The sequence below is a fragment of the Thalassotalea fusca genome (genome assembly GCF_053485835.1).
In genome coordinates, this window is record NZ_JBQRUN010000001.1 from 344,503 (window position 1) to 367,211 (window position 22,709).

General features: G+C 39.9%; 17 protein-coding genes. 4 read left to right on the top strand and 13 right to left on the bottom strand.

What is annotated here, in order from left to right; translation table 11 throughout:
• The 5 genes from ACSLUK_RS01505 to ACSLUK_RS01525 form a co-directional block, all read right to left on the bottom strand.
• A complete protein-coding gene (locus tag ACSLUK_RS01505) occupies positions 1–2,433 on the bottom strand; it encodes an ABC transporter permease (RefSeq protein WP_448546726.1) in 2,433 nt (810 codons plus the stop codon).
• Positions 2,434–3,132, bottom strand: a complete 699-nt coding sequence (locus ACSLUK_RS01510; protein ID WP_448546727.1) for an ABC transporter ATP-binding protein — start codon at positions 3,130–3,132, stop codon at positions 2,434–2,436. It lies immediately after the preceding gene.
• A gap of 9 nt (positions 3,133–3,141) precedes the next feature.
• Entirely contained in the window at positions 3,142–4,386 is a 1,245-nt protein-coding gene (locus ACSLUK_RS01515; RefSeq protein ID WP_448546728.1) for an efflux RND transporter periplasmic adaptor subunit, read from the bottom strand.
• 294 nt (positions 4,387–4,680) lie between these two features.
• Positions 4,681–5,841 carry a cyclic di-GMP phosphodiesterase gene (locus ACSLUK_RS01520; RefSeq protein ID WP_448546729.1) on the bottom strand — a complete coding sequence of 387 codons (1,161 nt, stop codon included), beginning with the start codon at positions 5,839–5,841 and terminating at the stop codon, positions 4,681–4,683.
• Between the two features lie 186 nt (positions 5,842–6,027).
• Positions 6,028–6,390 (bottom strand): winged helix-turn-helix transcriptional regulator, encoded by a 363-nt coding sequence (locus ACSLUK_RS01525; protein ID WP_448546730.1) that lies wholly within the window; start codon positions 6,388–6,390, stop codon positions 6,028–6,030.
• Between the two features lie 120 nt (positions 6,391–6,510).
• Between ACSLUK_RS01525 and ACSLUK_RS01530 the strand changes: the two genes are divergently transcribed.
• Positions 6,511–7,368, top strand: a complete 858-nt coding sequence (locus ACSLUK_RS01530) for an N-acyl homoserine lactonase family protein (protein ID WP_448546731.1) — start codon at positions 6,511–6,513, stop codon at positions 7,366–7,368.
• A gap of 67 nt (positions 7,369–7,435) precedes the next feature.
• Here ACSLUK_RS01530 and ppx read toward each other — a convergent pair whose 3' ends face one another.
• The 7 genes from ppx to ACSLUK_RS01565 form a co-directional block, all read right to left on the bottom strand.
• Positions 7,436–8,947: an exopolyphosphatase gene (gene ppx / locus ACSLUK_RS01535; RefSeq protein WP_448546732.1), complete on the bottom strand. Its 1,512-nt coding sequence runs from the start codon at positions 8,945–8,947 to the stop codon at positions 7,436–7,438.
• Between the two features lie 11 nt (positions 8,948–8,958).
• Positions 8,959–11,085 carry a polyphosphate kinase 1 gene (ppk1, locus tag ACSLUK_RS01540; protein WP_448546733.1) on the bottom strand — a complete coding sequence of 709 codons (2,127 nt, stop codon included), beginning with the start codon at positions 11,083–11,085 and terminating at the stop codon, positions 8,959–8,961.
• A 94-nt stretch (positions 11,086–11,179) separates the two neighbouring features.
• Positions 11,180–11,680, bottom strand: coding sequence for a glycine cleavage system transcriptional repressor (locus tag ACSLUK_RS01545; RefSeq protein ID WP_448546734.1), 501 nt, complete (start codon positions 11,678–11,680; stop codon positions 11,180–11,182).
• A gap of 58 nt (positions 11,681–11,738) precedes the next feature.
• The gene (locus ACSLUK_RS01550) at positions 11,739–12,110 is read right to left on the bottom strand and encodes a PilZ domain-containing protein (protein ID WP_448546735.1); all 372 of its coding nucleotides are present in this window, start codon (positions 12,108–12,110) and stop codon (positions 11,739–11,741) included.
• Between the two features lie 135 nt (positions 12,111–12,245).
• Complete coding sequence (gene ettA / locus ACSLUK_RS01555; protein ID WP_448546736.1) at positions 12,246–13,919, bottom strand: energy-dependent translational throttle protein EttA; 1,674 nt, start codon at positions 13,917–13,919, stop codon at positions 12,246–12,248.
• A gap of 186 nt (positions 13,920–14,105) precedes the next feature.
• Complete coding sequence (locus tag ACSLUK_RS01560) at positions 14,106–16,010, bottom strand: alpha/beta hydrolase family protein (protein ID WP_448546737.1); 1,905 nt, start codon at positions 16,008–16,010, stop codon at positions 14,106–14,108.
• Positions 16,011–16,138: 128 nt separating this feature from the next.
• Positions 16,139–18,100, bottom strand: coding sequence for a methyl-accepting chemotaxis protein (locus ACSLUK_RS01565; protein ID WP_448546738.1), 1,962 nt, complete (start codon positions 18,098–18,100; stop codon positions 16,139–16,141).
• A gap of 131 nt (positions 18,101–18,231) precedes the next feature.
• Here ACSLUK_RS01565 and ACSLUK_RS01570 point away from each other — a divergent pair, with 131 nt between their 5' ends.
• Complete coding sequence (locus ACSLUK_RS01570) at positions 18,232–19,284, top strand: hypothetical protein (protein WP_448546739.1); 1,053 nt, start codon at positions 18,232–18,234, stop codon at positions 19,282–19,284.
• Between the two features lie 145 nt (positions 19,285–19,429).
• Here the strand turns inward: ACSLUK_RS01570 and ACSLUK_RS01575 are convergent, their stop codons facing one another.
• Positions 19,430–19,912, bottom strand: a complete 483-nt coding sequence (locus tag ACSLUK_RS01575) for a hypothetical protein (RefSeq protein WP_448546740.1) — start codon at positions 19,910–19,912, stop codon at positions 19,430–19,432.
• Positions 19,913–20,760: 848 nt separating this feature from the next.
• On the opposite strand from ACSLUK_RS01575, the gene ACSLUK_RS01580 reads away from it, so the two are divergent.
• Entirely contained in the window at positions 20,761–22,017 is a 1,257-nt protein-coding gene (locus tag ACSLUK_RS01580) for an HlyD family secretion protein (RefSeq protein ID WP_448546741.1), read from the top strand.
• Complete coding sequence (locus ACSLUK_RS01585; RefSeq protein WP_448546742.1) at positions 22,010–22,684, top strand: ABC transporter ATP-binding protein; 675 nt, start codon at positions 22,010–22,012, stop codon at positions 22,682–22,684. Before ACSLUK_RS01580 ends, ACSLUK_RS01585 begins: the two co-directional genes overlap by 8 nt.
• Positions 22,685–22,709 lie beyond the last annotated feature (25 nt).

The window sequence follows — 22,709 nt, forward strand, 5'->3', positions numbered from 1 at the left end:
TTATGTTTCGATCTTCAACGCCTGCATTGGTGAGTCATTTACGACGTTGGTGACAGGTTTTAGTATTGCGAGGAAAGTCGTTACTGCCATGGCGGTAATCATCGGAACTAAGTAAGTTAACTGGAGCTTTCCAAATAAATTAAAATGTATAGCGTTTAGCTGGATTATTATTACGGCAATGCAAACGCCACATAAAATTCCAAATGTTAATGGTTTAGCATTTTCTACCAACATCATTTTTAAGAGGTGCTGCTTTTTAGCGCCTATTGCCATGCGAATGCCAAATTCAAAGCGACGCGTTTTAGCGTTGTAATTTACTATTCCCCAAACGCCTATGGCGGCCAATCCTAAGGTAAGCAAACAAAACGAAATGGCTAATATGGCTGTCGTTTTAGCCAAGTAAATTTCTTTTTCTAACATATCTTGCAAGCTATCTAATGACTTGATTTGAAATGCACTACTTGGTGTGTTTACTATTGCGTCAATTTGGCTAAGGTTTAGATGTGCGCTATCGGCGTGATGAATGTTAAGCACGATCTGTTCAGAAGGTAACATGTCTCCATTGATGTCATTATATGGAAGTATGACAAGTTCATTGCCAAGTTGAGCACGTAAGTATCTCGGCCTAAATGTATCCTTAATCACACCTACTAGCTTATAAGGCCTACCCGCTATTATCACTGTGTCACCGACAGACCATTGATCACCTAACAACAGTTCCGTACTACTTTGGTTGAGAATTACCTCATATCTTGCTGCTGATTGTTTATTTGTAAAGGTGCTACCCGCAACAAATTCAACACCAAGTACGTCGAAAAAGTTATTGTGTACCTTGTTTACCGACAGCATATATTCTGGTGAGTCGATATGTTTTTTGACGGGGAAAATGACACCTGCCATTACTATTGGGCTAGAATTACTCAAAGCGACGCTACTTATTTCAGGAATTTGCTTAATTTCTGATATTACCGTTGGTAGGGCTGCTGCCAATTCGCCACTGGAGAGTTTATTATTCTTTGTTTCCAGCGTTAATATCGTTCTATTGTTCGTTTCAAAGCCTGTCACTTTGTTCAATTCTGATAGCGATTTCTGCAAAAAAAGTGAAGAGAAACAAAGTAGCATCGCGACTAATGAGGACTGAGCTATGAGTAGGGCGGATCGTGAAAACGATGACCCTTGCTGGCCTATACCTTTACCTGACGACTGCATTTGCTGGCTCAAACCTGATTTTTTTGATATCCAAAAAGGTAAATACGAAAAACATAGGGCGAGAACACAACAAACAACCATAGAAAAAAATAGCGTATAGCCATCAATTGTTAAATGGTTCAACCTCGGCAAAGTATCGCTAGCGATATATTTTATCAACTCAATACCCCACACCGTTATAAGCAATGCCATAACGCCTGAAGCCAGTGATAACAGACTGCTTTCCATCAGGAGCTTGTTGAATAGCTGTTTTTGTTTGGCGCCAACGGCCTTGTGAATCGCGAAGTTTCGTCTTGATTCAACAGAGCGTGCTATGAATAAATTAGCTAAATTCGCGCTAGCAACTAAGAGCAACATCAAAGCACCTAACAAAAGCAGCAAAGCTAGCTCATCTGCATTTCCTATAATCGCTTCCCTTAAGGGAATTACTTCGCTTTTTATTGTGCTTAAATTGAGTAATGGGTGATTAATAGATTTGCTGAGTGCTACGCTGAGTGCTTGTACCTCTTCTGTATAAATCGCGCTACGGTTAGAAAGCCCTTTAGCGATTAAACTTGCTTCACCTTCTGACACTTTGTCAGTGCCAACCAAATCAGCGTTTGAATAATCCAAAGGGAGATATAGCGTTGGTTGTCTGGCTGATAAGTTTTCAGGTGCTTCTACGCCCTCGCTTAGAATGCCTATTATTGTATAAAACTGGCCGTCGATATTAATCTGTCTACCAATAATCGTTGGATTGCCAGAAAATTTCTCTTGCCACAAGTGGTATGAAATAACGGTAGACGGTGTATAACTACCTAATTGCTCTTGATGGTTAAATCCTCTGCCGAGAATAAAAGTTGATCCTAGTTGCTCAAAATAGTTTTCTGAAACAAAAGCTGTTTCCAATTTGAACGTTTGTTGAGTCAACTCTAGTGTGCGAGTTTCTGCAATATACATAGCAATAGATTCAAAACTCGTTTGTTGCTCAATAAAGCGGTGTTGTAATACAGGTAGTGAAGGAAATGTCTTTCCCGCGAAACTAAGTTTCAGATTGACTGCATATTGTTTGTCTGCGTCTTTATACGGTAAAGACTGTAGGAGTAATAAGCTGTTCAAACTAAATATGCTGATTACAGTCGCCATTGAAAATGCTAGCGTTAGAATGACTGTTGCGACAAATTGTGGGCGTTTACTCAAACTACGCAACGCAACACGTAGCTCCATTAACCAATAAGCACTCATTTACGCTATCTTCCTTTGCGTTGAACCTAAGATTTTTCCATCGAATAAATCAATTCGACTTTTAGCTTGATTAGCGTAGCGAGCATCATGGGTTACCATACATAAGGTTGTTCCTTGTTGGTTTAGCTCATTTAGCATTGACATGACTATATCGCCATTGTGTGAATCTAAGTTGCCTGTAGGTTCATCTATGAGGAGTATTGATGGCGACATAACTAATGCTCTCGCAATTGCAACACGTTGTTGTTGACCCCCAGATAACTGATTTGGAAAGTGATTAAGACGGTGGCGCATTTCTACCATCTCAAGGGCCTTTATTGCTGCTTCTTTAGCGCCAGCACCTTTAGCGTCACTATAGAACAGTGGCAGCGCTACATTTTCCCAAACACTCAATTCATCGATCAGGTTAAATGATTGAAAAATAAAACCGATTTCTTTGTTTCGAACCTCTGCTAATTGATCAGCATTTAATTTGTTTACATCAATGCCGCTGAGGTGGTAGCTACCAGAAGTTGCCTTGTCCATTAGACCCAAAATAGATAATAACGTTGATTTTCCACAACCTGAAGGACCTGTAATTGCTACATAGTCTCCTTGTTGAATGGTCAAATCGATACCGTCAACTGCCGTAGTTGTCATGTCTTGGCTAATAAATTTTCTTGTTATGCCTGCCAATTCGATTACGCATTTTTTATTCATTTTACTTCCTTAGTTCAAGAGCACAATTTGGTCGAGTTCTCGCCATTTTTCTACGTCAGAGACGACTAACTGTTGGTTCGCTTGAGCGCCATCAATAACTTCAATGTATCGCCCTGCAATACGTCCAAATGTAATTGGTGTTGTTTTAGCTAGTTGCTGCTCTTCATTAACCATGAACACATTTGCTTTAGAGTTGCTGGCAATATTGGCTGGTATTTCAACGAATAATGCATCGGGAATGACACTTGATGTGACAAATCCTTGGATATTAATGTCTGGGCGAGCACTTGCTGGTAACGTCTGTTCTATAGTGGCTTCAATAGTGACATAGCCATCCGTAACAACGGGATCAATGCGACTAACGCTTGCACTAATCGATTGATGAGCGATTGTTAACGTTACCGGACTACCTAGCGCTATTTCAGCTGCTTGGCTTTGAGGGACCTTGAGTTCAGCGTCTAATTTATCGACACTTCCAACAATGGCAAGTTTGTCTCCAGATAAGATGTTTTCACCTAACTCTACAGGTAGGCGCTGGAGTACACCTTTGATTCCCGAGCGTACAACAAGGGCGTTTTGATTGTTAAGGTGTAAATTTAGCTGGCTTTCAGCTAACTTCACAAGTTCACGTTCAACTGATAGCCTAGTATCATTAATTGCTTTTAGATGCTCCATCCTTTGTTGGGCAATTGATAATCTGACCTCAAGTTGTTCAACAGTAATCTCAGATGTTTGAATTTGTAATTTTGAAATAGTCCCACTTGATTCGAGACTTTTTTCCGCGGTGTACTTTAATCGTGCAGACTTCAGTTCTGCTTGTAATAGCGCGATATTTGATTGCTGCTGCAAGCGTTCGTCCTGAAGCTCGATTTCTAACTTTTTCAAGTTGGTATTGGCTCTATGGACGGCAAGTTGCGCAGCTTCAACTTTTTGATTTAGTTCAGGGTTGTTTAATTCTAAGATGATGGTGTCTACATCAACCTGGGCACCGGGCTTTAATCGTATTTTCTCAACAGTCGCAGCAACGGGAGCTGTTAAGATTCGAGTATCCTGTGAAATGAGTTTCCCATAAGTATTTATAACTAAAGGTAAATCTCCACGTTTAACCGGTTTGATGTTGATTTGGCTTCTTTGAATGCTCACATCATTGGTTGACTGAAACCAAATGATAAAAGTTAAGACCACTAATACGGTAATCGCATTGAATTTATTATTCTTAAATACATCCGTAAATCGCTTATTGGATTCAGTCATGACATCCATATTTTTTGCCCATAATTAGAGTATAATGCTCTCTACGTTTACAAAAAGCATGCCATCGTATAACTGTATAAGATTCAATTGGTTATGTTTTGTGTGTTCGGTTGAAAAGGTGTTTTGTGATCGGAAATGGTACGGATTTGCGAAAATGGAATAGAATTTTTTCTAAACTAGTGGGGATTATTTCAAGGAGAATTTACGCATTCTTGGATTGCCACTCCACTGTCTTTTTCAGTGAACTTCTCAAACACAAGATAAGTGGGTGGTATTGGACAAAGAGTTTATTGACTAGCCTTCCATTAGTAACAATTCAGTGATCTCTTTCATGTTCAAATTAAAGTCATCGGCTCTTACACTTTTTACGATAAAGTCATCACTCTTACTTAAATCTATATCTTGAGTATTGAGGTAATGTTTTAATTTTACGCTGTAAAATGAGCGCACCGTTGGTTTGGTTGGATCTTCACTGTTACGTTGTTCAACGACGGCGAGTTTTTTCGAGTTAAGCTGTACAAGCGAGCCAACAGGGAAAGAGCCAATGCATCGGATGAAGGCTTCAACTAGCGTATGATCTAGGTGATTTTCTTTTACTAGCTCGCGCAAAATACTAAAAGCTTTCACATGGGTGAAACCTTCTTTATATACACGTGTCGCTGTTAATGCGTCAAATATGTCGCAAACGGCTATCATACGACCGAATTTCGAAATATCATCCCCTTTAACTTGGCGTGGGTAACCTCCGCCATTAAGTTTTTCGTGGTGCAGCGCGGCAACTTCCAAACTTAGCTTTGAAATACCTGGTGTTTTTTTGATGATATCGATGGAGTGGCTGGCATGCGTTTTCATTATGGCAAACTCTTCATCGGTGAGTTTGCCAGGTTTGTTTAATATTTCGTCGGGGACCATAATTTTCCCCACATCGTGCAGAAACGCGCCAATGGACAAATGTTGAACTACCTTCTTGGGCATTTTTAAATGTCGGGCAAAAATGCTCATGTAAACACACACGGCTACCGAATGTTCGAGCAAATATTCATCTTTCTCACGAATATTGACTACGCATGCAAGTGAATCTGGGCTATTAAATACTGCATCTACGGTTTTATTTGTCGCTTCGATTACGGGGGCTAAGTCTAAGTCGCAACCAGCTAACGCATCAGCAAATACCTTTTTCTGGATTGATTTCGATTGATCAAAGATGGCTTTTGCTTCTTTTACTTCTTTGGCTATCGTTTGCCGATCTTTTCGAGTAGTGCTTTTTTCGTCGTTTAAAATTGTTTTAGATTTATCAATGAGAACAGAGGTAACACCTTTGTTTTCCAAGTTACTAATAACGGCTTTGTTTTTGATGATGCCAGGAGCAGACAGCGAATAGTTGTTTTGTTGTGTGGCAATATCAACGACATAATAGCCGACGACTAATTCGGATATTTTTACTTCTTCGATCATTATTGAACTGCTCTCTCTTCTACATGTCGTAATTACTAATTGCAAATGGCCGTTTTAAATTATTGTTATTATGAATGTTTGAATATTTGCCATACAACGATGGAAAATAGCATTCCATAAAATTTATGGATAATCAATTGGCAATAGACCAATGTGCAAATAATTACGAGTAACGCACAACTTTCACTAGTTTTGAATAGCTACAGAGTTTTCGCTCTTATCTATTTGTGAAATATGACGAGCACCCCATTCGCCAAGTACTTTGATCACCGGTGCTAATGTTTGGCCATATTCTGTCACTGAATATTCTACCTTAGGAGGAATTTCTGGATAGATTTTACGCGCAATAAGGTTGTCAGCTTCCAGCTCTCTGAGTTGCTTAGTCAACATACGTTGCGTGATATTTGGCATTAAACGGCGCAACTCATTAAAGCGTCTTGTATCAGCTAATAAGTAATACATGATTATCCCTTTCCATTTTCCGCTAAGTACGGTTAACGTAGCCTCAACGGGGCAGCCAAAATTACAGTCATATTGTTGATGAGCCATCTTTTAATTCCCTATTTTACGGTATACAAATTGATACTGGGTTTCAAAACTGTGCGTACTTACGTAAATCGAATATACCGTATATGATGGCGACACTAAACATAGAAATGGAGTTATTTGATGAAAGGTGTAGCAAAAAAATTCGTAAAGCAGTCAATGGTCGCAACGAGTACGATGGTGGCGGCGTTGTGTTTCAGCAATCCGTTACTTGCGTATGATAAGGCCAGTAATGCACTTAAGTTATATACGTTTGATTGCGGGACAATCGATGTGTCGAATATGGACGTTTTTTCATCTTCAGGCGATTATGCCAACCAAAGTCAGCGATTAGTGGGAAGCTGTTATTTGATTCGCCATCAGCAAGGTGACTTGCTTTGGGACACAGGATTGTCAGCTGAGCTAGTTAACAAGGAACCATTGGTGAACGGTGTATTTACATTGTCCATGAATTCGACTTTGGCAGAACAACTAAAAACATTGGCGCTTACGCCAGATGATATCGAATACATGTCTATTTCACACAGCCATTTTGATCATACCGGACAAATGGCACAGTTTCCTGCCGCGACTTGGTTAGTAACAGAGGCGGAGCTAACAACAATTACAAAAGGGGAAGATTTACAGCCGCTCTATCAACAAATAAAAACGCTTCCACGAAAAACATTTACCGGTAGCTATGATGTATTTGGTGACGGTAGTGTGGTTATTTTAGAAATGCCGGGACATACGCATGGACATACAGTGTTACAGGTGAACTTAGCCAATACGGGCCCTGTGTTGCTTTCTGGCGATTTATATCACCAGGCAAAAAGCCGTGAGTTGAAGCGTGTCCCTCGCTTTAACGTAGATGAGCCACAAACGCGTGAATCAATGGATAAATTTGAAGCGCTTGCTAAAGAATTAAATGCCAAAATCATCATTCAACACGAGAGTAGCGATATTGAGCAACTTCCTAAGCTGCCAAAATATCTAGACTAGCGTGATGAGCCTGACATGATCGTAGCTTCACCCAACAACTGATGTGCTTATAGATAAGTACTTGGTATTAATGGGCTATTGTGAGTGTCAGGCCAATTTTCTTCAGTGATTTTTTTTCATAATATAATTCGGTGTCAACAATAGGGCGCTCTTGTAGCCACTGCGTATCTACTGTGAGAGTAATATTATGTTTGTTAACATGGAGCAAAATTCCATCGTTTTGATTTATTTGGCGTTGTTGACAAACGATAATGGCAAGTCTTAGTACAGCACACAATCGTTCTAGCGTTTTGGAATTGAGTAAGTACCATGTGTGCTGGTCAACAGGTAGTATTTTTTTGCGCTGACTTCCAACAAACCATGCTAGTGCTTGTTGTTGCTCCTGATTAAATCCTGCAATGTCTGCATGTTGCAGAATATAATGTCCGTGTTTATGGTAACCCGACGGATTAATGTCAATGCCCAGTTCGTGTAGTTTGATCGCGGCCAATAATAGCTCTTTGTATATTGGCGCTTGTAGTTGCCACCCTTGTTCGATATTTGTCCACCATGTATGAACTAATTGGCTGATTTGTTTAACATGGGTAACATCAACATTAAAGCGTTCAGCAAGACTATTAACACTGCGTTCGCGAATGTTGTTGTTGAGTTTTTGATCGAGTTGCTCAAACAGAACGCCTTCTCGCAGTGCTGAAGTGCAATAGTCTATGCTATGAATATCTAGCCTTTCAAATAAGGCAATTAACACCGCTAACCCACCACATATAACACTTTTTCTCGATTCTTTTAAATCGCTTAGATTGATTTTTTCGACACGTTTATAGCTGATGAGTTGATGTTTAAGTTTATGTAATTGGTCAAGTGTAATCTCTTGGGGCAGTGCTTCATTGGCATTGATGAGTGAATGAATCGCTTTTATCGTACCTGAAGTACCAACTGCGTTTTGCCAACCCGCGCGTCTAAATCGTTTGACGATTGAATCTAACTCATACTTAGCCGCATTGATAGCGCGTTCAAATGCTTTGGCCGTGATTTTACTATCAGGAAAAAATTGCTGTTGATAACTCACACAGCCCATTGTTAAGCTTGCTAACGTTTCAATGTTATGTCCAGTACCTATGATACATTCAGTGCTACCGCCACCAATATCAATAACAATGCGTTTGTTTTCTGAATAAAAATTATGTGCCACACCTTGATAAATGAGTCGCGCTTCTTCGTGTCCAGAAATTATTTCGATATCAAAAGGGAACACCTTTGAGGCTTCTTTTAGGAACTGAGTTGCGTTTTTTGCTTGTCGTAAGGTAAAGGTGGCTACTGCACGAAAGTTTTCTGGCTGAACTTGCGCAGTGCTGATGGCTAAACTCTCTAAAATGGCAATGCCACGTTTTATTGCTTTTGCTGAAAGCTTATTTTCATCATCAAGCCCTTGTGCAAGCTGCACGCGGTATTTCTCAGAGTGTACAATTTGCAATTGCTGCTCAACTTGACGAGCCAAGACAAAATGAAAGCTGTTTGAGCCTATGTCTAAAGCCGCGAGATAGTCTTGTTGAGGTGAGGCTGCACTGGGCTTATTCATATATTGGAATGTTACTTTGTCTCGTTTTCGATAATGTGTGCGTCGTCAATTTCCGTGTCCACTAGGTATTCGTATATGGCCATTTGTGAGCGAATCGCTCTGTTTTTTCCTTGTTTAACATACTTGTTGGTTTGCTGCTTATCAATGATGCGCGCTTTCTGATTATCATTTAATTGTAGTGTAAGTGTATCAATGATACGTTTTTTTAGGGCTTGATCGTATATTGGACAGCTTACTTCAACGCGGTGGTCGATATTACGTTCCATCCAATCGGCAGAGCTAATGTATAGCAGCTGTTCGCCCCCACTATGAAACAACATGACTCTAGGGTGCTCAAGAAACTGGTCAACGATGGATATGGCGGAAATATTGTCACTTACACCTTTTATATTCGGTACGAGTGAACACATGCCTCGCACAATTATTTGAATCTTTACACCGGCTTGACTCGCCGCATACAAGCGATTAATCAAACCTTTGTCGACCAAGTTGTTCACTTTGAGAATTATAGATGCCTGATTGCCTTGCTCAGCCTGTTCTATTTCATGATCGATAAGTTGATACAGTCGTCTTCTCGAGGTTAGCGGAGAGACAATTAAATGGTTGAACCGATAACGCTTGTAGCTATGTGCGATAAATGAAAACACATTATCCACTTCCTGTGTAATTTCTTTATGTTTAGTGAACAACGAAAAATCGGTGTAAACACGGGCATTTTTTTCGTGAAAGTTACCTGTGCCGATATGGGCGTAATTGACTATTTTATCGTTCTCAATGCGTTTAACTAAGCACAGTTTAGAATGAATTTTTAAGGTGTCGATACCAAACTCTACCTTAATACCGGCATCTTTCATGCGCTTTGCCCATTCAATATTGGCTTCTTCGTCAAAACGCGCTCTAAGTTCAACCACTACCGTCACTTTTTTGCCATTTTTTACGGCTTCGATTAATGAGTGAATAATTTCCGAATGTTTTGCCACGCGATAGATGTTGATCTTAATGTGTACGACATGAGGATCATAAGAAGCTTGGCGGAGAAACTCGGTAAAATGCCTGAATTTGTAATAAGGATAATATACGAGAACGTCATTTCGTGTAATAGCATCAAATGAGAAGTTGCAACGCGTGAAGCGGCTCGCATCTAAGGCGGGTAACTCTTGCTTTTCCAGCGTCGGGCTGCCTAAGTTTGGAAACTTAATAAAATCTTTGAAGTGGCGATATCGAACGCCCGGTACCATATTGTTCTTATCTTTGATTTTTAGCGCTTTCTTGAGAAACTTTTGCATGTAATCCGGCATGTGCTGATCGTAACCCAAGCGAACAAGATCAGCGGTTAATCGCTGTTTAAGCCCTTTGGACATCTTGTCCAGCAGGCTTTGATCTAATTCATCATTCAAATCGTACTCTGCATCACGCGTCAATTTGAGGGAATAGGCGTCTTTTTCTGTGTAGTCAAATATCCCTTTAAAGATACGATCCATAAAGAAATGAACCACATCGTCAAGCATGACAACACGCTGCATTCCATGGCTTGTAGAGCGTGGAAGAATAATGAAGCGGTCGACTTCCTCACGTGGAATTTCAACGAGTGCGTATTGGTTTTTGTCGGCTTGCTTTAAACTCACTAGAAAATAAATGCCGTCATCGTCTAAGCATGCGACAAGGTGTGTATTTGAAGAAATGATGATAGGAGTAATGTGGCGAATTACGTGGTTGTTGAAATAGGTTTCCAACCAGACTTTTTCAATTTTTGTCAGTTCTTTAGTAAATGTTCGAGATTTTTCATTGTTGAACAATAATTGAATTTGATGTTTCTCTAACTCAGCAAATGCTCGTTTGGCGGTTAGCCTAAATGTCTCAGTTAGGTTATTCACCTTACGGTTAATTTCATTGAGCAATTGTGCTAAGTGATCATGTTGAGCTGTTTGCGTTTCACTTGTCGCATCTGCTAACAGAAGTTTTCGGCGCAAATTAGCCACCCGTACTCTAAAAAACTCATCTAGGTTGGCTGAATATATACCTAAAAAGCGAATACGTTCGATTAGTGGAACTGAGTCATCGGCGGCCTCTTGTAAGACGCGCTCGTTAAAAGATAACCAGCTTAATTCCTTATCAAAAAACATACTTATGTCTAACATCAGAGGCGAAATATACTGGGAAAATCTCAGTATATGATTCAATTATGACACTTTTAAGAAAATCGACACGTAAGTGTCATAATTGAACGGTGGTCTATTTACGTGAAATATCAACCATTAAATCGTCAGCTAAGTTTTCTAGTGCATCAATTAACGCATCTAATTGCTGTTCAGTAACTGTGACCTTAGCTTGTGCTTTAAACAGGTCTTGACCAGAGTGAGGAGCACTTTCACGCGAGCTATTAAGGTTGAGCAAATTGCCGCCTTGTTGATGAATTACCGAAGAAATCTCCTTAACAATGCCAACACGATCATTTGCAGTAAGTTCTAACGTGACATTAGCAGCATCGGGATCTGTCGTTGTGCTGGCGGCTTCAATGTTTAGTTTAAAATTCGGCAATTCTTGAAGTGAGGCAATTAATACCGGAGCTTTGTCGTCATCAATGGCGACTTCAATAACACCCGCAAAAAAGCCTGATAAATGGTGCATACTACTCGTTTGCCAGTTACCGTTAAATTGGTTAATGGTATTGGAAAGCTGATCGACAAGCCCTGGACGGTCTGGGCTGATAAAGGAGATAACCAAATGCTTCATACGTTGTCCTTTTAAATAAAGTTAATTGGGAATAGGAGTCACCTTTTAGGCTACATTTTTAATTGTCGTCATTAATGCTGGTAAGCTGGTATAACTCTTTGTTTAATTGGGTTTCATCGCCTAAATTGAGTTCGACAAGTCGCCTTAAATGCGTCACGCTTTCTATGTCGATTGCATTGCAACGTAGCCCCATCTCTTTTTCTTCTTGATGAATTACGGCGACGTGCATTGAAACGCATGATTCACCGTCGGCTAGTTCAAAGATTAATTCACCAAGTTTACCTGTGAGGGAAGGTGAGTCTTGAGGGTTACTGATCAATGCACCGTTTAACGAAATATCATGTATTGATACGGGGTACCGTACTTCATCTACTTCTAGGTGAGCATTTATTGAAAATAAAATTCGAGAGAATTGACGTCTATTTTCCATTGATACCAGGCTAATTAATGATCATTATCTTTAGCATAGCTTGCTTTTAAAAAAAAGGCACCCTAAATACGATTAAGGTGCCTTTTATTTGTTGATAACTAACGAATTAGTTAATTTGCTAGTTTCGGTTAGTCGTTAGCTAATCTTTTTGTACTTGATACGATGTGGTTCAAGCGCTTCAGGGCCCAATGTTTTCTTCAACCATTCATTGTAATCACTAAAGTTACCTTCGAAGAAGTTAACCTGACCTTCATCACGGTAATCAATGATATGTGTTGCAATACGATCTAGGAACCAACGGTCATGCGAGATAACCATGGCACAACCAGGGAACTCAAGCAGTGCTTCTTCCAGCGCACGCAAGGTTTCAACGTCCAAATCGTTGGTTGGTTCATCAAGCAGTAACAGGTTACCGCCAGTCTTAACCAATTTAGCTAGATGGACACGGTTGCGTTCACCACCAGAAAGGTCGCCAATAAACTTTTGTTGATCGTTGCCTTTGAAGTTAAATCGGCTACAGTATGCGCGGCTTTGGATTTCATAGTTGCCAATTTCAATGATATCACTGCCTTCCGATATTTCCTGATAGACGGTGTTCTTGTCTTCCATGTCGTCACGGAACTGGTCAACACTGGCCAATTTTACGGTATCACCTACAGTAACGGTACCAGAGTCGGGTTGTTCGGTACCTGATAGCATTTTGAACAATGTTGATTTACCCGCGCCGTTCGCCCCGATAATACCGACAATCGCCCCTTTTGGAATGCTAAAGCTTAAGTTGTCAATAAGTACACGGCCGTTGTATGACTTAGTTAAGTTTTCAACATCAAGCACTTTGTCACCCAAACGTGGTCCAGGTGGAATGTACAACTCGTTAGTTTCGTTACGTTTTTGATGCTCTTGGCTGTTAAGCTCTTCAAATCGAGCCATACGCGCCTTGTTTTTAGATTGACGTGCTTTAGGATTTTGGCGAACCCATTCAAGTTCTTGCTTGATGGTTTTTTGCAATGCACTTTCTTTACGTGCTTCTTGCTCTAGGCGCTTATCTTTTTGCTCCAACCACGATGAGTAGTTGCCTTCCCATGGAATACCATAGCCGCGATCAAGCTCTAAGATCCAGCCTGCTACATTGTCTAAGAAATAACGGTCATGGGTAATCGCCACAACAGTACCTGAGTAGTCATGTAGAAATCGCTCTAACCAGGCAACAGATTCTGCGTCTAAATGGTTAGTTGGTTCGTCGAGTAATAACATGTCTGGCTTTTGTAGAAGAAGACGACATAAAGCAACACGGCGACGTTCACCACCACTTAAGTGCTGTATTTTTTGATCCCACTCAGGTAATCGCAATGCATCAGCGGCACGTTCTAATTGATTGTCTAACGCGTGTCCGTCATGGCTGGCAATAATTGCTTCTAATTCGCCTTGCTCTTTTGCTAATGCGTCAAAGTCTGCATCTTCTTCTGCATAAGCTGCATATACTTCATTAAGGCGAGTCATCGCATTTTTAACAACTGCTACCGCTTCTTCAACGATTTCACGAACGGTTTTGCTTTCGTCTAATACTGGCTCTTGTGGTAGGTAACCAATGTTAGTGCCGGCAAGTGCCTTTGCTTCACCTTCAAATTCGGTGTCGACACCCGCCATGATTCTTAATAGCGTTGACTTACCCGCACCGTTAAGACCTAACACACCAATTTTGGCACCTGGGAAAAATGAAAGAGAAATATCTTTTAAAATTGTGCGTTTTGGTGGCACAACTTTACTGACGCGATGCATCGAGTAAATAAACTTATCTGGCAATGCCATAAAAAACCTTTTGATTTGTTGCGTTTAAAATTGACGATATTTTAGGTTAAAGCACTAAGGATAGGCAAATAGGAAAGAGATTTATTTTATTACTAGGGTTAATTTATTTGAATGGTTTGTGAGCCAAGGCGTGGTTTATATATTGAGGTGCTTGCGGTCACAAGCACCTCAGAATTGTTTGTGAGATTATTGCAGATACACAGATAAGAACTTTTCTAATGAGGTGAGCACGGCCAATCGGTTCTTTTCAATTTCCAGATGATGATTACCTTGTGGAAGCTCAATATAATCAACTTTCTTGTCGTAATCTTTTAGCTCATCAAACATGTTACGGCTGTGTCTGACATCTACTACACGGTCGTCTTCACCGTGGATAAGTAAAATTGGAATATTGATTTGTTTAGCGTAGTTGATTGGCGATTGACGCTCCAACGTGTCATCATCAGTGCCAAACTGTTTTTTTACAACATCATAGTTAGTAAAGCGTCGAGAGCGTCTCACGACGTCTTCCAGGTCAGAAACACCCGCAAAACTTGCTGCGCATTTGAATGTTGATTGCTGGATAGACGCCGCCATTAGCGCTGCGTAACCACCGTAACTTGCGCCAAATATGCAGGTGTTGTTTTTACCCGCATCAAATGTTTCCTGAACCCACAGGGCTGCATCTTGCAAGTCGTCTTGCATAGCTCCTCCCCATTCTTGAATGGCTGCCATTTCGAATTCGAATCCGTAACCAGATGAACCTCTGAAGTTTGGTTCCATAATCAGATAACCGCGACTAGCTAAAAACTCGGAAAACCAATCAAAGCCACCATAGTTTCGTACCATTGGACCGCCATGCGGCATAATTACTACAGGGTTGTTTTTCTTTAGTCCACCGTAAGGCATGGTTACATAACCTTCTATTTCCAGCCCATCTCTAGCTTTGTAGGTAACTTTTTGACGTCCAGATTGCTGCTGATCAACTAACAATGGGTATTGATAGGCAACAAGTTCCAATGAGCCAGCATCTCTATCACCAAGCAGATAAGCGCCAGGGTTTTTATCGTCGCTGGAAAATAGAATGTATTTACGTTCATTTTCACTGTAACTGACGACGTTATTGTAGGCGTCAGGTATAGCCTTGTTCAATGCTGTTTGAAACGCTTGATGTTCTTCCGAGAAGTAAATTTTAGATTGCTCGGCTTCACCATGATAAACACCGATAACGTCGCCTGTTTTACGAGAGTATATTAAACTGCCTTCAATATCATATTTCTCGTCGGCATAGACTAGTGTTCGTTTCAGATCTTTTGTTGATACATCAACTTTGAAAATGGCGTATCGCTTGTTGTGAATTGCGCGAATGTATAGTTCATTCTCATTTAAACCAAATCCTAATGGCGTAATGTCTGGCGCATCAAAAATCTCATAGCGCCAAATAGTGCGCCACTCTTCAGTAGCCAAATCGTAAAGGCGATAGAAAATCGAAGTATCGTCTCTGCCAAAACCAAGTCTGATACGATGCTGCTGGTCTGTCATCCAATTATTGATGTAGGATTTACGCTTGAAGTGTAAGCTTTTTTTACGTACTGAGTTTAGGTTGACTTTGTACACATCTGGCATGTTTGCCACATTCACATCTAATTGGACTAAAATATGATCCGGATCGTCCGGAAGTATATCTACGATGCGATCTTGAAATTGAGGCACATTTTCGTCAGTTTTCGGTCGGTAGATAGTTGTAGGGACGCTTTTACCATCAACGGAAACTTTTAGTAGACGACTCTCGGAGAATTTAAGTCCGTATTGAAGTTGCGGGTAGGCAGCACTGACTAGCAACATTTCATTATTGGCCCATTGGTACCAGTTGATTTTATATTTCTGATTGTCTGTTTTTACAATAAATTTGTTATCACCAGTTGCGATAGTGACAACACCGATTAATGAATATCCTTCAATATTTTTAATATAAGCAAACTTTTTTCCATTCGGAGATAGCTTGACTTGTGAACTAGAAGGTAATTTACCAAAAGCTTCAACAGGCAAAGGCTTTTGCGCCGCTGAAACGGTAAAAGTAAGTGTTAAAAGAATAAATAGGAAGTAAGGCATCCGTGACTCTATTATTAGGTAAAACAGCAAATTCTAGTGGTTGCAGCTTTAAAGTCAATAGTTTGCATTACGCCACATAAGTATGCGAATTGTCACGGATAACTCGGCCTAATTTTCAGTTTGTGGAGTTAAGTTCTGAATTTATTCACAAGCGTACTTAAACCTTCCGACAGATTAGTGAGGTTTGTTGCATTAGTGCCTGCATCATTGGCAGTATTGGAAATATCATCAGCGGAGTTTTTAATGTCTACGATGTTGCGACTTATGTCTTCTGCAACATGCTGTTGCTCCTCTGCAGCCGTTGCTATTTGTGTGTTTAGATCGCTGATCATATCAACAGAATTTGAGATTTGATTGAATTCCTGCTGAACACTTTGTGTGAATTCAACTGTTTGGCTGGAACTCTCTAGGCTTTCATTCATATCTTTTGATGCGCCTTGTGTCATGTTGCGCAGGCGGTCAAGTTGCGTGGCAATCTCTTCTGTAGATTCCGAGGTGCGTTTAGACAACGCACGTACTTCATCGGCTACAACGGCAAAACCACGACCTTGTTCACCAGCGCGTGCAGCTTCAATGGCGGCGTTAAGAGCAAGTAGATTAGTTTGTTCTGCTATGCCTCGTATTACGCCCAAGATAGACATAATGTTTTGGCTTTCAGTGTCTAGTTGCTGAATATTATCTGAGGCACTCATGATGGCGCGACTAAGCTGTTCAACACTGGCAACGGCTTTCTCAATGACCAGTCGGCCGTTCTCTGAAGCTTGCTTTGTATTATTTGCAGAGTCTGCGGCATTTGAGCAACTTTGTGCTACTTCATTTGCTGTGGCGGCCATTTCGTTAATCGCCGTTGCCGCCATTTCCAGTGCTTCTTGCTGGTGATGGATTGCCTTATTAAGTAACTGAGAAATGTCGTTGGTACTATTGGCTGATTCGTTCACTTGGGTTGCGCTGTTATTAATTTCAACCACAAGTTCACGTATGGTAGTGATGAATTGGTTGAAGCTTTCTGCCAACTGACCTGTTTCATCGGCAGATAATACAGCTAATTGTTTGGTTAGATCGCCTTCGCCTTGCGAGATATCTTCTAACCCTTTGGTCACCGTAATAATGGGCGTTGAAATTAACCGTGCAACGTATACGGCCAATGCTGAGAAAATACCTATTAATGTCAAACCAATTAAAATAATTGTCCAAGTCATGGTGGTTGCATCAGACAACGCTTCACTCTTGTTGATAAAGCCGACAAATTTCCAATTGAGGCGAGGGGAGGTATAAACATTGGCTAGATAAGTTTCGTCATCAATGTCAATTTCAGTAAATCCTGATGAACTGTTAGCGATATCATTATAGATACCGTTTTTCACTTGATTAATTTGTTTGAAGTTATTTTCGGGATGTTTGGCATCAACCAAAATATTGCCCGAATCTTCAACCAGCATTAAATAACCAGTTTCACCCAGTTTAATTTTTCTCACCATTTGCGTTAAGCCGGCTAACGAGACATCCATGCCTGTAACACCTGCAAACCGACCGGCATCATCTTGAAAAGCAGTAACAGTAGAAACGATTACCGCATCATCTGGCTCCCAATAATAGGCTTGTGTGCGTACAGTTTTACCATTAGCATTCTTGCCTGTGGTATACCAAGGGCGGGTTCTAGCGTCATAGTTGGCACTTACATTACCTTGCGGCCATTGAATATATCCGCCTTCTTCATTTCCCGCATAAATGTAAGAAATGCCGTCATGGGTATCGCCAAAATCTCTAAAAAGCTGATAGATATTTGCTTCAGTTTTACTATTTTGCAACGACGTCATCGCTGTTTTAGTCGAGTTTGCCATATAGGTTGTAATATCGGTTTTCGCTGCCTTGACTTGTTGAGTCTGTGCAAGAAAATTAATGTCTTTTGTTATTTCATCAAATAATAAATTTATCGCATTGTCGATTTGAGTCACTTCACGGGTATTAGCGCTGGCAAAGTTGTCATAGGCGAGTTGGCGGACTTGGTTGATCATCAATATTGCAATGACAAGAATAGGTAAAATTATTGTCACCATAAACGCTGCGATTAGTTTTTGTGAAATACTCATGGCATTCATTTTTCTCGGGCAAATGTATTGTAACTATAGAAATAGATCTCATAAGCCGCAAAAATTTCAGCAATGCTGATGAAGTTAACTACACTTTGATAAATCCACTGTTGAAAAAATTGAGGCTGCCAATGCGACTATTACTACTGGTTATTCTTTTGGGGTTGGTAAACGCTAATCAAGCGCTAGCGACAACCACGTTCTCTGGTGGTATTTGGTACAACTTTAGTTATTTAACTGAAACCGATGAAAGCTTTTTTGGTGATGAAGCGCTGGTGCTATATATCGATGGTAAGCCTAAAACTCGCAATGAAAACTGGCGATATTCAGCGGAAGTCAGGTTTGGGCCCGGTGGTTTTTCTGATAAAGAAAACAACTCCAGTGGTGATTACTCAGTTATTCACAAGGCATGGGTAGCCTTCGATTTTGGCAAAAAGCATTCCCTCACGATTGGCAAGAGCCAAGTACCGTTTGCTTGGAAGACTGAGAACTTTTGGCCGGGTGATATGTTCCAAGCCGCGTATGGTGACCAAATGGATGTTGGCCTGAAGCTTGACGCTGACTATCGGTATTTCGATATGAGTTTGGCGTACTTTCATGCGGATGATTGGGGCAACACTTCAACGGATTCGACCGACGATAACCGACACTGGGGAAGTAGTACTACGTATCGCAAAGTACGGACATGGGTGGCTGATTTTCGTGTACCTGTTGTGCGTAACCAAACCGTTGGATTGTCATTACAATCAGGCGAGTTGGAAGAGTTAATGACAGGAAGTCGCGATACCGATGGACAACATCAAGCGGCTGCCGTGTATTACTTGGGTGATTGGCAAAAATGGCAATTCAAAGCTGAATACATCTGGGGGGAGCGGGATTTGCCTAATATTTACGTTAGCCAAACCGGACTACCAGAAACAATTGAAAACCAACGGCTTGGGTTTGAGTTTATCTTTGATTGGCAGCAGTGGCAGTTTATTTTAGATGCAACCTGGGCATTTCCTGATACCCAAGGAAGTGATGCTGACACCATAGTTGCATACGCACCTGGCGTTAAGTTTGACTATGGCCCCGGCTGGATTTACTTAGAATATCTAACCCAAGACGGTTGGATTGATCGAGATATGCAAATTCACGAAGGCGATTTCTCGGCTTGGTATTTAACCTTTGATTTTTATTTTTAGGCAGCCTTACTTTTGCAATAGCAGCATAAGATTCAATATATTATGTAATTAATCTCTTGCGGCATACATTAGCCAAATTAGGGAGCCAACTACCAACTACTTTAGCATTTAACATAAAGCTTTGCGTTATGGGTGTTTAGATTCATCACCAAATGGTGTAAACCTTAAACTTGTCATCTGCAGTTAGAATAGCTTTTAATTGGTGCTCCATTTGTGTAGAAGTTTTTTGATTCGGAAAAAGTTTGAGCATATCCTCTCCAATATTATGATAAAACACAAGGTAATCTGCCTTTAGTTTCGACTTAAACAAGTGACTCATCACTTTTTCTTTCTTAACATTTGGCAATTTAGGTGTAATGAAAATGTTTGTGGTCATATCTTGGATTTCACCTAGATCATTGTTACCTAATACCAGCTCAATCGCTTGCTCTTTTGACAAAAACCTTTCATTTAACAGATCGTAAATTGTTACGGATGGGATTGGAATATCTTCAGTTGCTTTAACTTGTGTATGCAACTGGTAAATATCGAAAATTTTATCGCCAAGATGTTGTATTTCTTGGGCTTTTAAAGGACTTGGGCTAACTAGTGCTAAGGTAGCTAAAATGAGCGAGCACAACGATTTCATGGAAAGTCCTTTTAGAGTATTTTATTTCATAAATGGTTGAATGTGATTTATTCAACCATTGTGCTTAGTATCAAATTATTTAGTTAAAGCTCTATTGGTGCCGGTAAGTAAGTGCATACTATTACTTCACCATCATAAGCACAGCATATGCTTTCTGTGCTAGCTCGTGTGCATTTTATAGAGATTGATGCTTATACATTTTTTGTAAATTTACGATAGCTGTAACTCCAAGCGTAATCAGTAATTTTAATTTGTTTTCCATGATTTTTCTTAGAGTCAAATTATCGTAAATGTCATTCAACAATAATTCAACAATTTTTTGGAGGTATGGTTGTTTGTTAGCCGCAGATGATTCATGGCTCTATGCTTAAGTTCGAGATGGCGCACAAAAACGTTTGAGTATTGATGATTGAACTTTTTAAACTGAAGGGAGGTTTTGTGTATATTGTTTTTGAGTTATTAAATTTATGATTTATTAATGTTTTTATAAATGGGTACTTGTTTGACAACGGTTTTATCTACAGTTTATTATTTGATAAACGTATACGGAACAAAAATTTTATAAGGGAATATGAGTCATTTTAACATTAAATCCTATATCAGTATTATCTTGCTTGCCGAAATGACTGGTCTCTTCGTTTCACGAATTTCTAACATTTATATTGCTCAATACTTTATCATTGATGTAGATGACAATGTTCATTTTGCTAACGAGTCATTTTGCCTTAGGCCATAACGAGCGTCCGTTATAAAAGTCAAAAGATAAGAAAATAATCGGCTTTAAAGAAAGCGTATATCTGCAATTCTTTAATGGTTGGTTTTAAATTAATAACACCACAGGTTAACAAGTGATAGAAATTCCAGAAAAAAAAGTCTTTTTCGATAACAAAACAAAACTAGCCATTGCGTTGTTAATGCTATTAAGCATTTTTTTATTCATTGCACTGAGTGACTTTAAGCAAAGTGTATCGAAAGAGTATGTTGAAAAAGTAGAGTTGTCGGAGCTCAAAATTGAACTGGATACTTATGGTAAGTTGAGAACTAAGAATCGAGTTGGCCTGATTGCCGAGTCTAAAGGTAACGTTGCACAAATATTCTTGAAGCCTGGCGCCAGTGTAAGGGAAGGCGAGGCCATATTAAAACTTGTTAATCCAAAAACGTTAAGGGCTCTGAAAAGTGAGCAGTTAAACTTACAAGTAGAGCATCAGGAAATTGCTAAATTAAAGGTTGATTGGGAACAAAAGTTGAAAGAGCAAGAGGCTGAGGTGTTGCTGGCAGAAGCGCAGTTTAATCTTTCTACGGTTGATCTCCAAGCCAATAAAAAGTTAAAGCAGAACAACGTCATATCAGCGCTGGAGTTGGAAAAATCTAAAGTGAAAAATGCGCGAGATAAAAAAGTGCATGAAATTGAAAAAAGCCGACTCGAATCAATTCAAAAAATTTCAACTGCCACAATTGAAGCGGCTAAACTCAAGCTGAAACAAATTGAATCTAATGTTGAGTTGCTTCAATCTGACGTTGATAAATTGGTCATTAAAGCCCCCATGGACGGCATATTAATGTCTTTGGATGACAAACTGGAAGTTGGGAAACAGATTGATGATGGAACGTTTCTAGGTTTGGTAATTGATAAAGAATCACTTTACGCTGAATTATTAGTTAGCTCTAGCAAAGCACACTTGTTAAAACTTGGACAAGACGTGTTACTTTCAATAAAAGGGAGTGATGTGGTAGCAGGTATTACTCGAATTTCACCGATTGTGGTTAATGGTAGTATTGAAATTGATGCTGAAATAAAGACTGAGCTTCCCAGCATTGCGATCCCCAATATTGACGTCACAGGAAAAATAGCCGTACTTGCATTGAATAATACGTTGGTCGCTAAACGTCCTGCATTTGTTGACGAACCAAATGCGTCCTATCACATTCATGTTAGCGATGGGCAAAGCAATGACTTTGTTTTGAAAGAAATTTACATTGGTCAAATAACTAAAGAGCATATGCAAATTTTAACACCTTTGCAGCCAGATACATTATTCTTGTTCGAGTTGCCTGCCCATTTGCAAACAACACACAGTATTCATGTTGGAGAATTAGATGGGTAGATTAATCATTCAAACTGATAACTTAGAAAAGTCATTTTATGCAAAAACCAACCGTTCTCCTGTGCTCAAGAAATTAAACTTGTCTATTTTTGAAGGTGAAATGACAGCTATTATGGGGCCGTCAGGTAGTGGCAAATCAACATTATTATCAATTCTAGGCTTATTAGATGCAGACTACGAAGGCAGCTTAAAATTTTGTAATACTGATGTGAGTACCCTAGACAACAGACAAAAAAGCATCTTGAGGAATAAAAATATCGGCTGGGTATTTCAAAACTTTAATTTAATCGGTGACATGACTGTATTGGAAAACGTATGTTTGCCACTGCGTTTTAACAAAGCCATAAAAAAGAGTGCATATCAATCATTGGCTCTAGAGCAGTTAGATAAACTTGGCTTAGAAGATAAAGCTAATAGTTTCCCCGAAGAATTGTCCGGCGGGCAGCAGCAAAGAGTTGCTATTGCAAGAGCCTTAGTGACATCTCCTGACATAATCTTATGTGATGAGCCAACAGGTAACTTGGATAGTAAAAATGAATCAGGGATCATGGACTTATTGCAGGGAATACATAAGCAAGGCCGAACTATCTTAATCATCACGCACAGTGATAAAGTCGCTGAACGCTGTGAACGCGTTGTATCGATTAGTGACGGCGTTTTATGTTAAGTAAAATTGATAGCTTCGACATCAA

Bases quoted from the DNA above. Each gene is read 5' to 3' on its own strand.
- ACSLUK_RS01505 (WP_448546726.1), bottom strand. From the start codon at position 2,433: ATGAGTGCTTATTGGTTAATGGAGCTACGTGTTGCGTTGCGTAGTTTG.
- ACSLUK_RS01510 (WP_448546727.1), bottom strand. From the start codon at position 3,132: ATGAATAAAAAATGCGTAATCGAATTGGCAGGCATAACAAGAAAATTT.
- ACSLUK_RS01515 (WP_448546728.1), bottom strand. From the start codon at position 4,386: ATGACTGAATCCAATAAGCGATTTACGGATGTATTTAAGAATAATAAA.
- ACSLUK_RS01520 (WP_448546729.1), bottom strand. From the start codon at position 5,841: ATGATCGAAGAAGTAAAAATATCCGAATTAGTCGTCGGCTATTATGTC.
- ACSLUK_RS01525 (WP_448546730.1), bottom strand. From the start codon at position 6,390: ATGGCTCATCAACAATATGACTGTAATTTTGGCTGCCCCGTTGAGGCT.
- ACSLUK_RS01530 (WP_448546731.1), top strand. From the start codon at position 6,511: ATGAAAGGTGTAGCAAAAAAATTCGTAAAGCAGTCAATGGTCGCAACG.
- ppx (WP_448546732.1), bottom strand. From the start codon at position 8,947: ATGAATAAGCCCAGTGCAGCCTCACCTCAACAAGACTATCTCGCGGCT.
- ppk1 (WP_448546733.1), bottom strand. From the start codon at position 11,085: ATGTTAGACATAAGTATGTTTTTTGATAAGGAATTAAGCTGGTTATCT.
- ACSLUK_RS01545 (WP_448546734.1), bottom strand. From the start codon at position 11,680: ATGAAGCATTTGGTTATCTCCTTTATCAGCCCAGACCGTCCAGGGCTT.
- ACSLUK_RS01550 (WP_448546735.1), bottom strand. From the start codon at position 12,110: ATGGAAAATAGACGTCAATTCTCTCGAATTTTATTTTCAATAAATGCT.
- ettA (WP_448546736.1), bottom strand. From the start codon at position 13,919: ATGGCATTGCCAGATAAGTTTATTTACTCGATGCATCGCGTCAGTAAA.
- ACSLUK_RS01560 (WP_448546737.1), bottom strand. From the start codon at position 16,010: ATGCCTTACTTCCTATTTATTCTTTTAACACTTACTTTTACCGTTTCA.
- ACSLUK_RS01565 (WP_448546738.1), bottom strand. From the start codon at position 18,100: ATGAGTATTTCACAAAAACTAATCGCAGCGTTTATGGTGACAATAATT.
- ACSLUK_RS01570 (WP_448546739.1), top strand. From the start codon at position 18,232: ATGCGACTATTACTACTGGTTATTCTTTTGGGGTTGGTAAACGCTAAT.
- ACSLUK_RS01575 (WP_448546740.1), bottom strand. From the start codon at position 19,912: ATGAAATCGTTGTGCTCGCTCATTTTAGCTACCTTAGCACTAGTTAGC.
- ACSLUK_RS01585 (WP_448546742.1), top strand. From the start codon at position 22,010: ATGGGTAGATTAATCATTCAAACTGATAACTTAGAAAAGTCATTTTAT.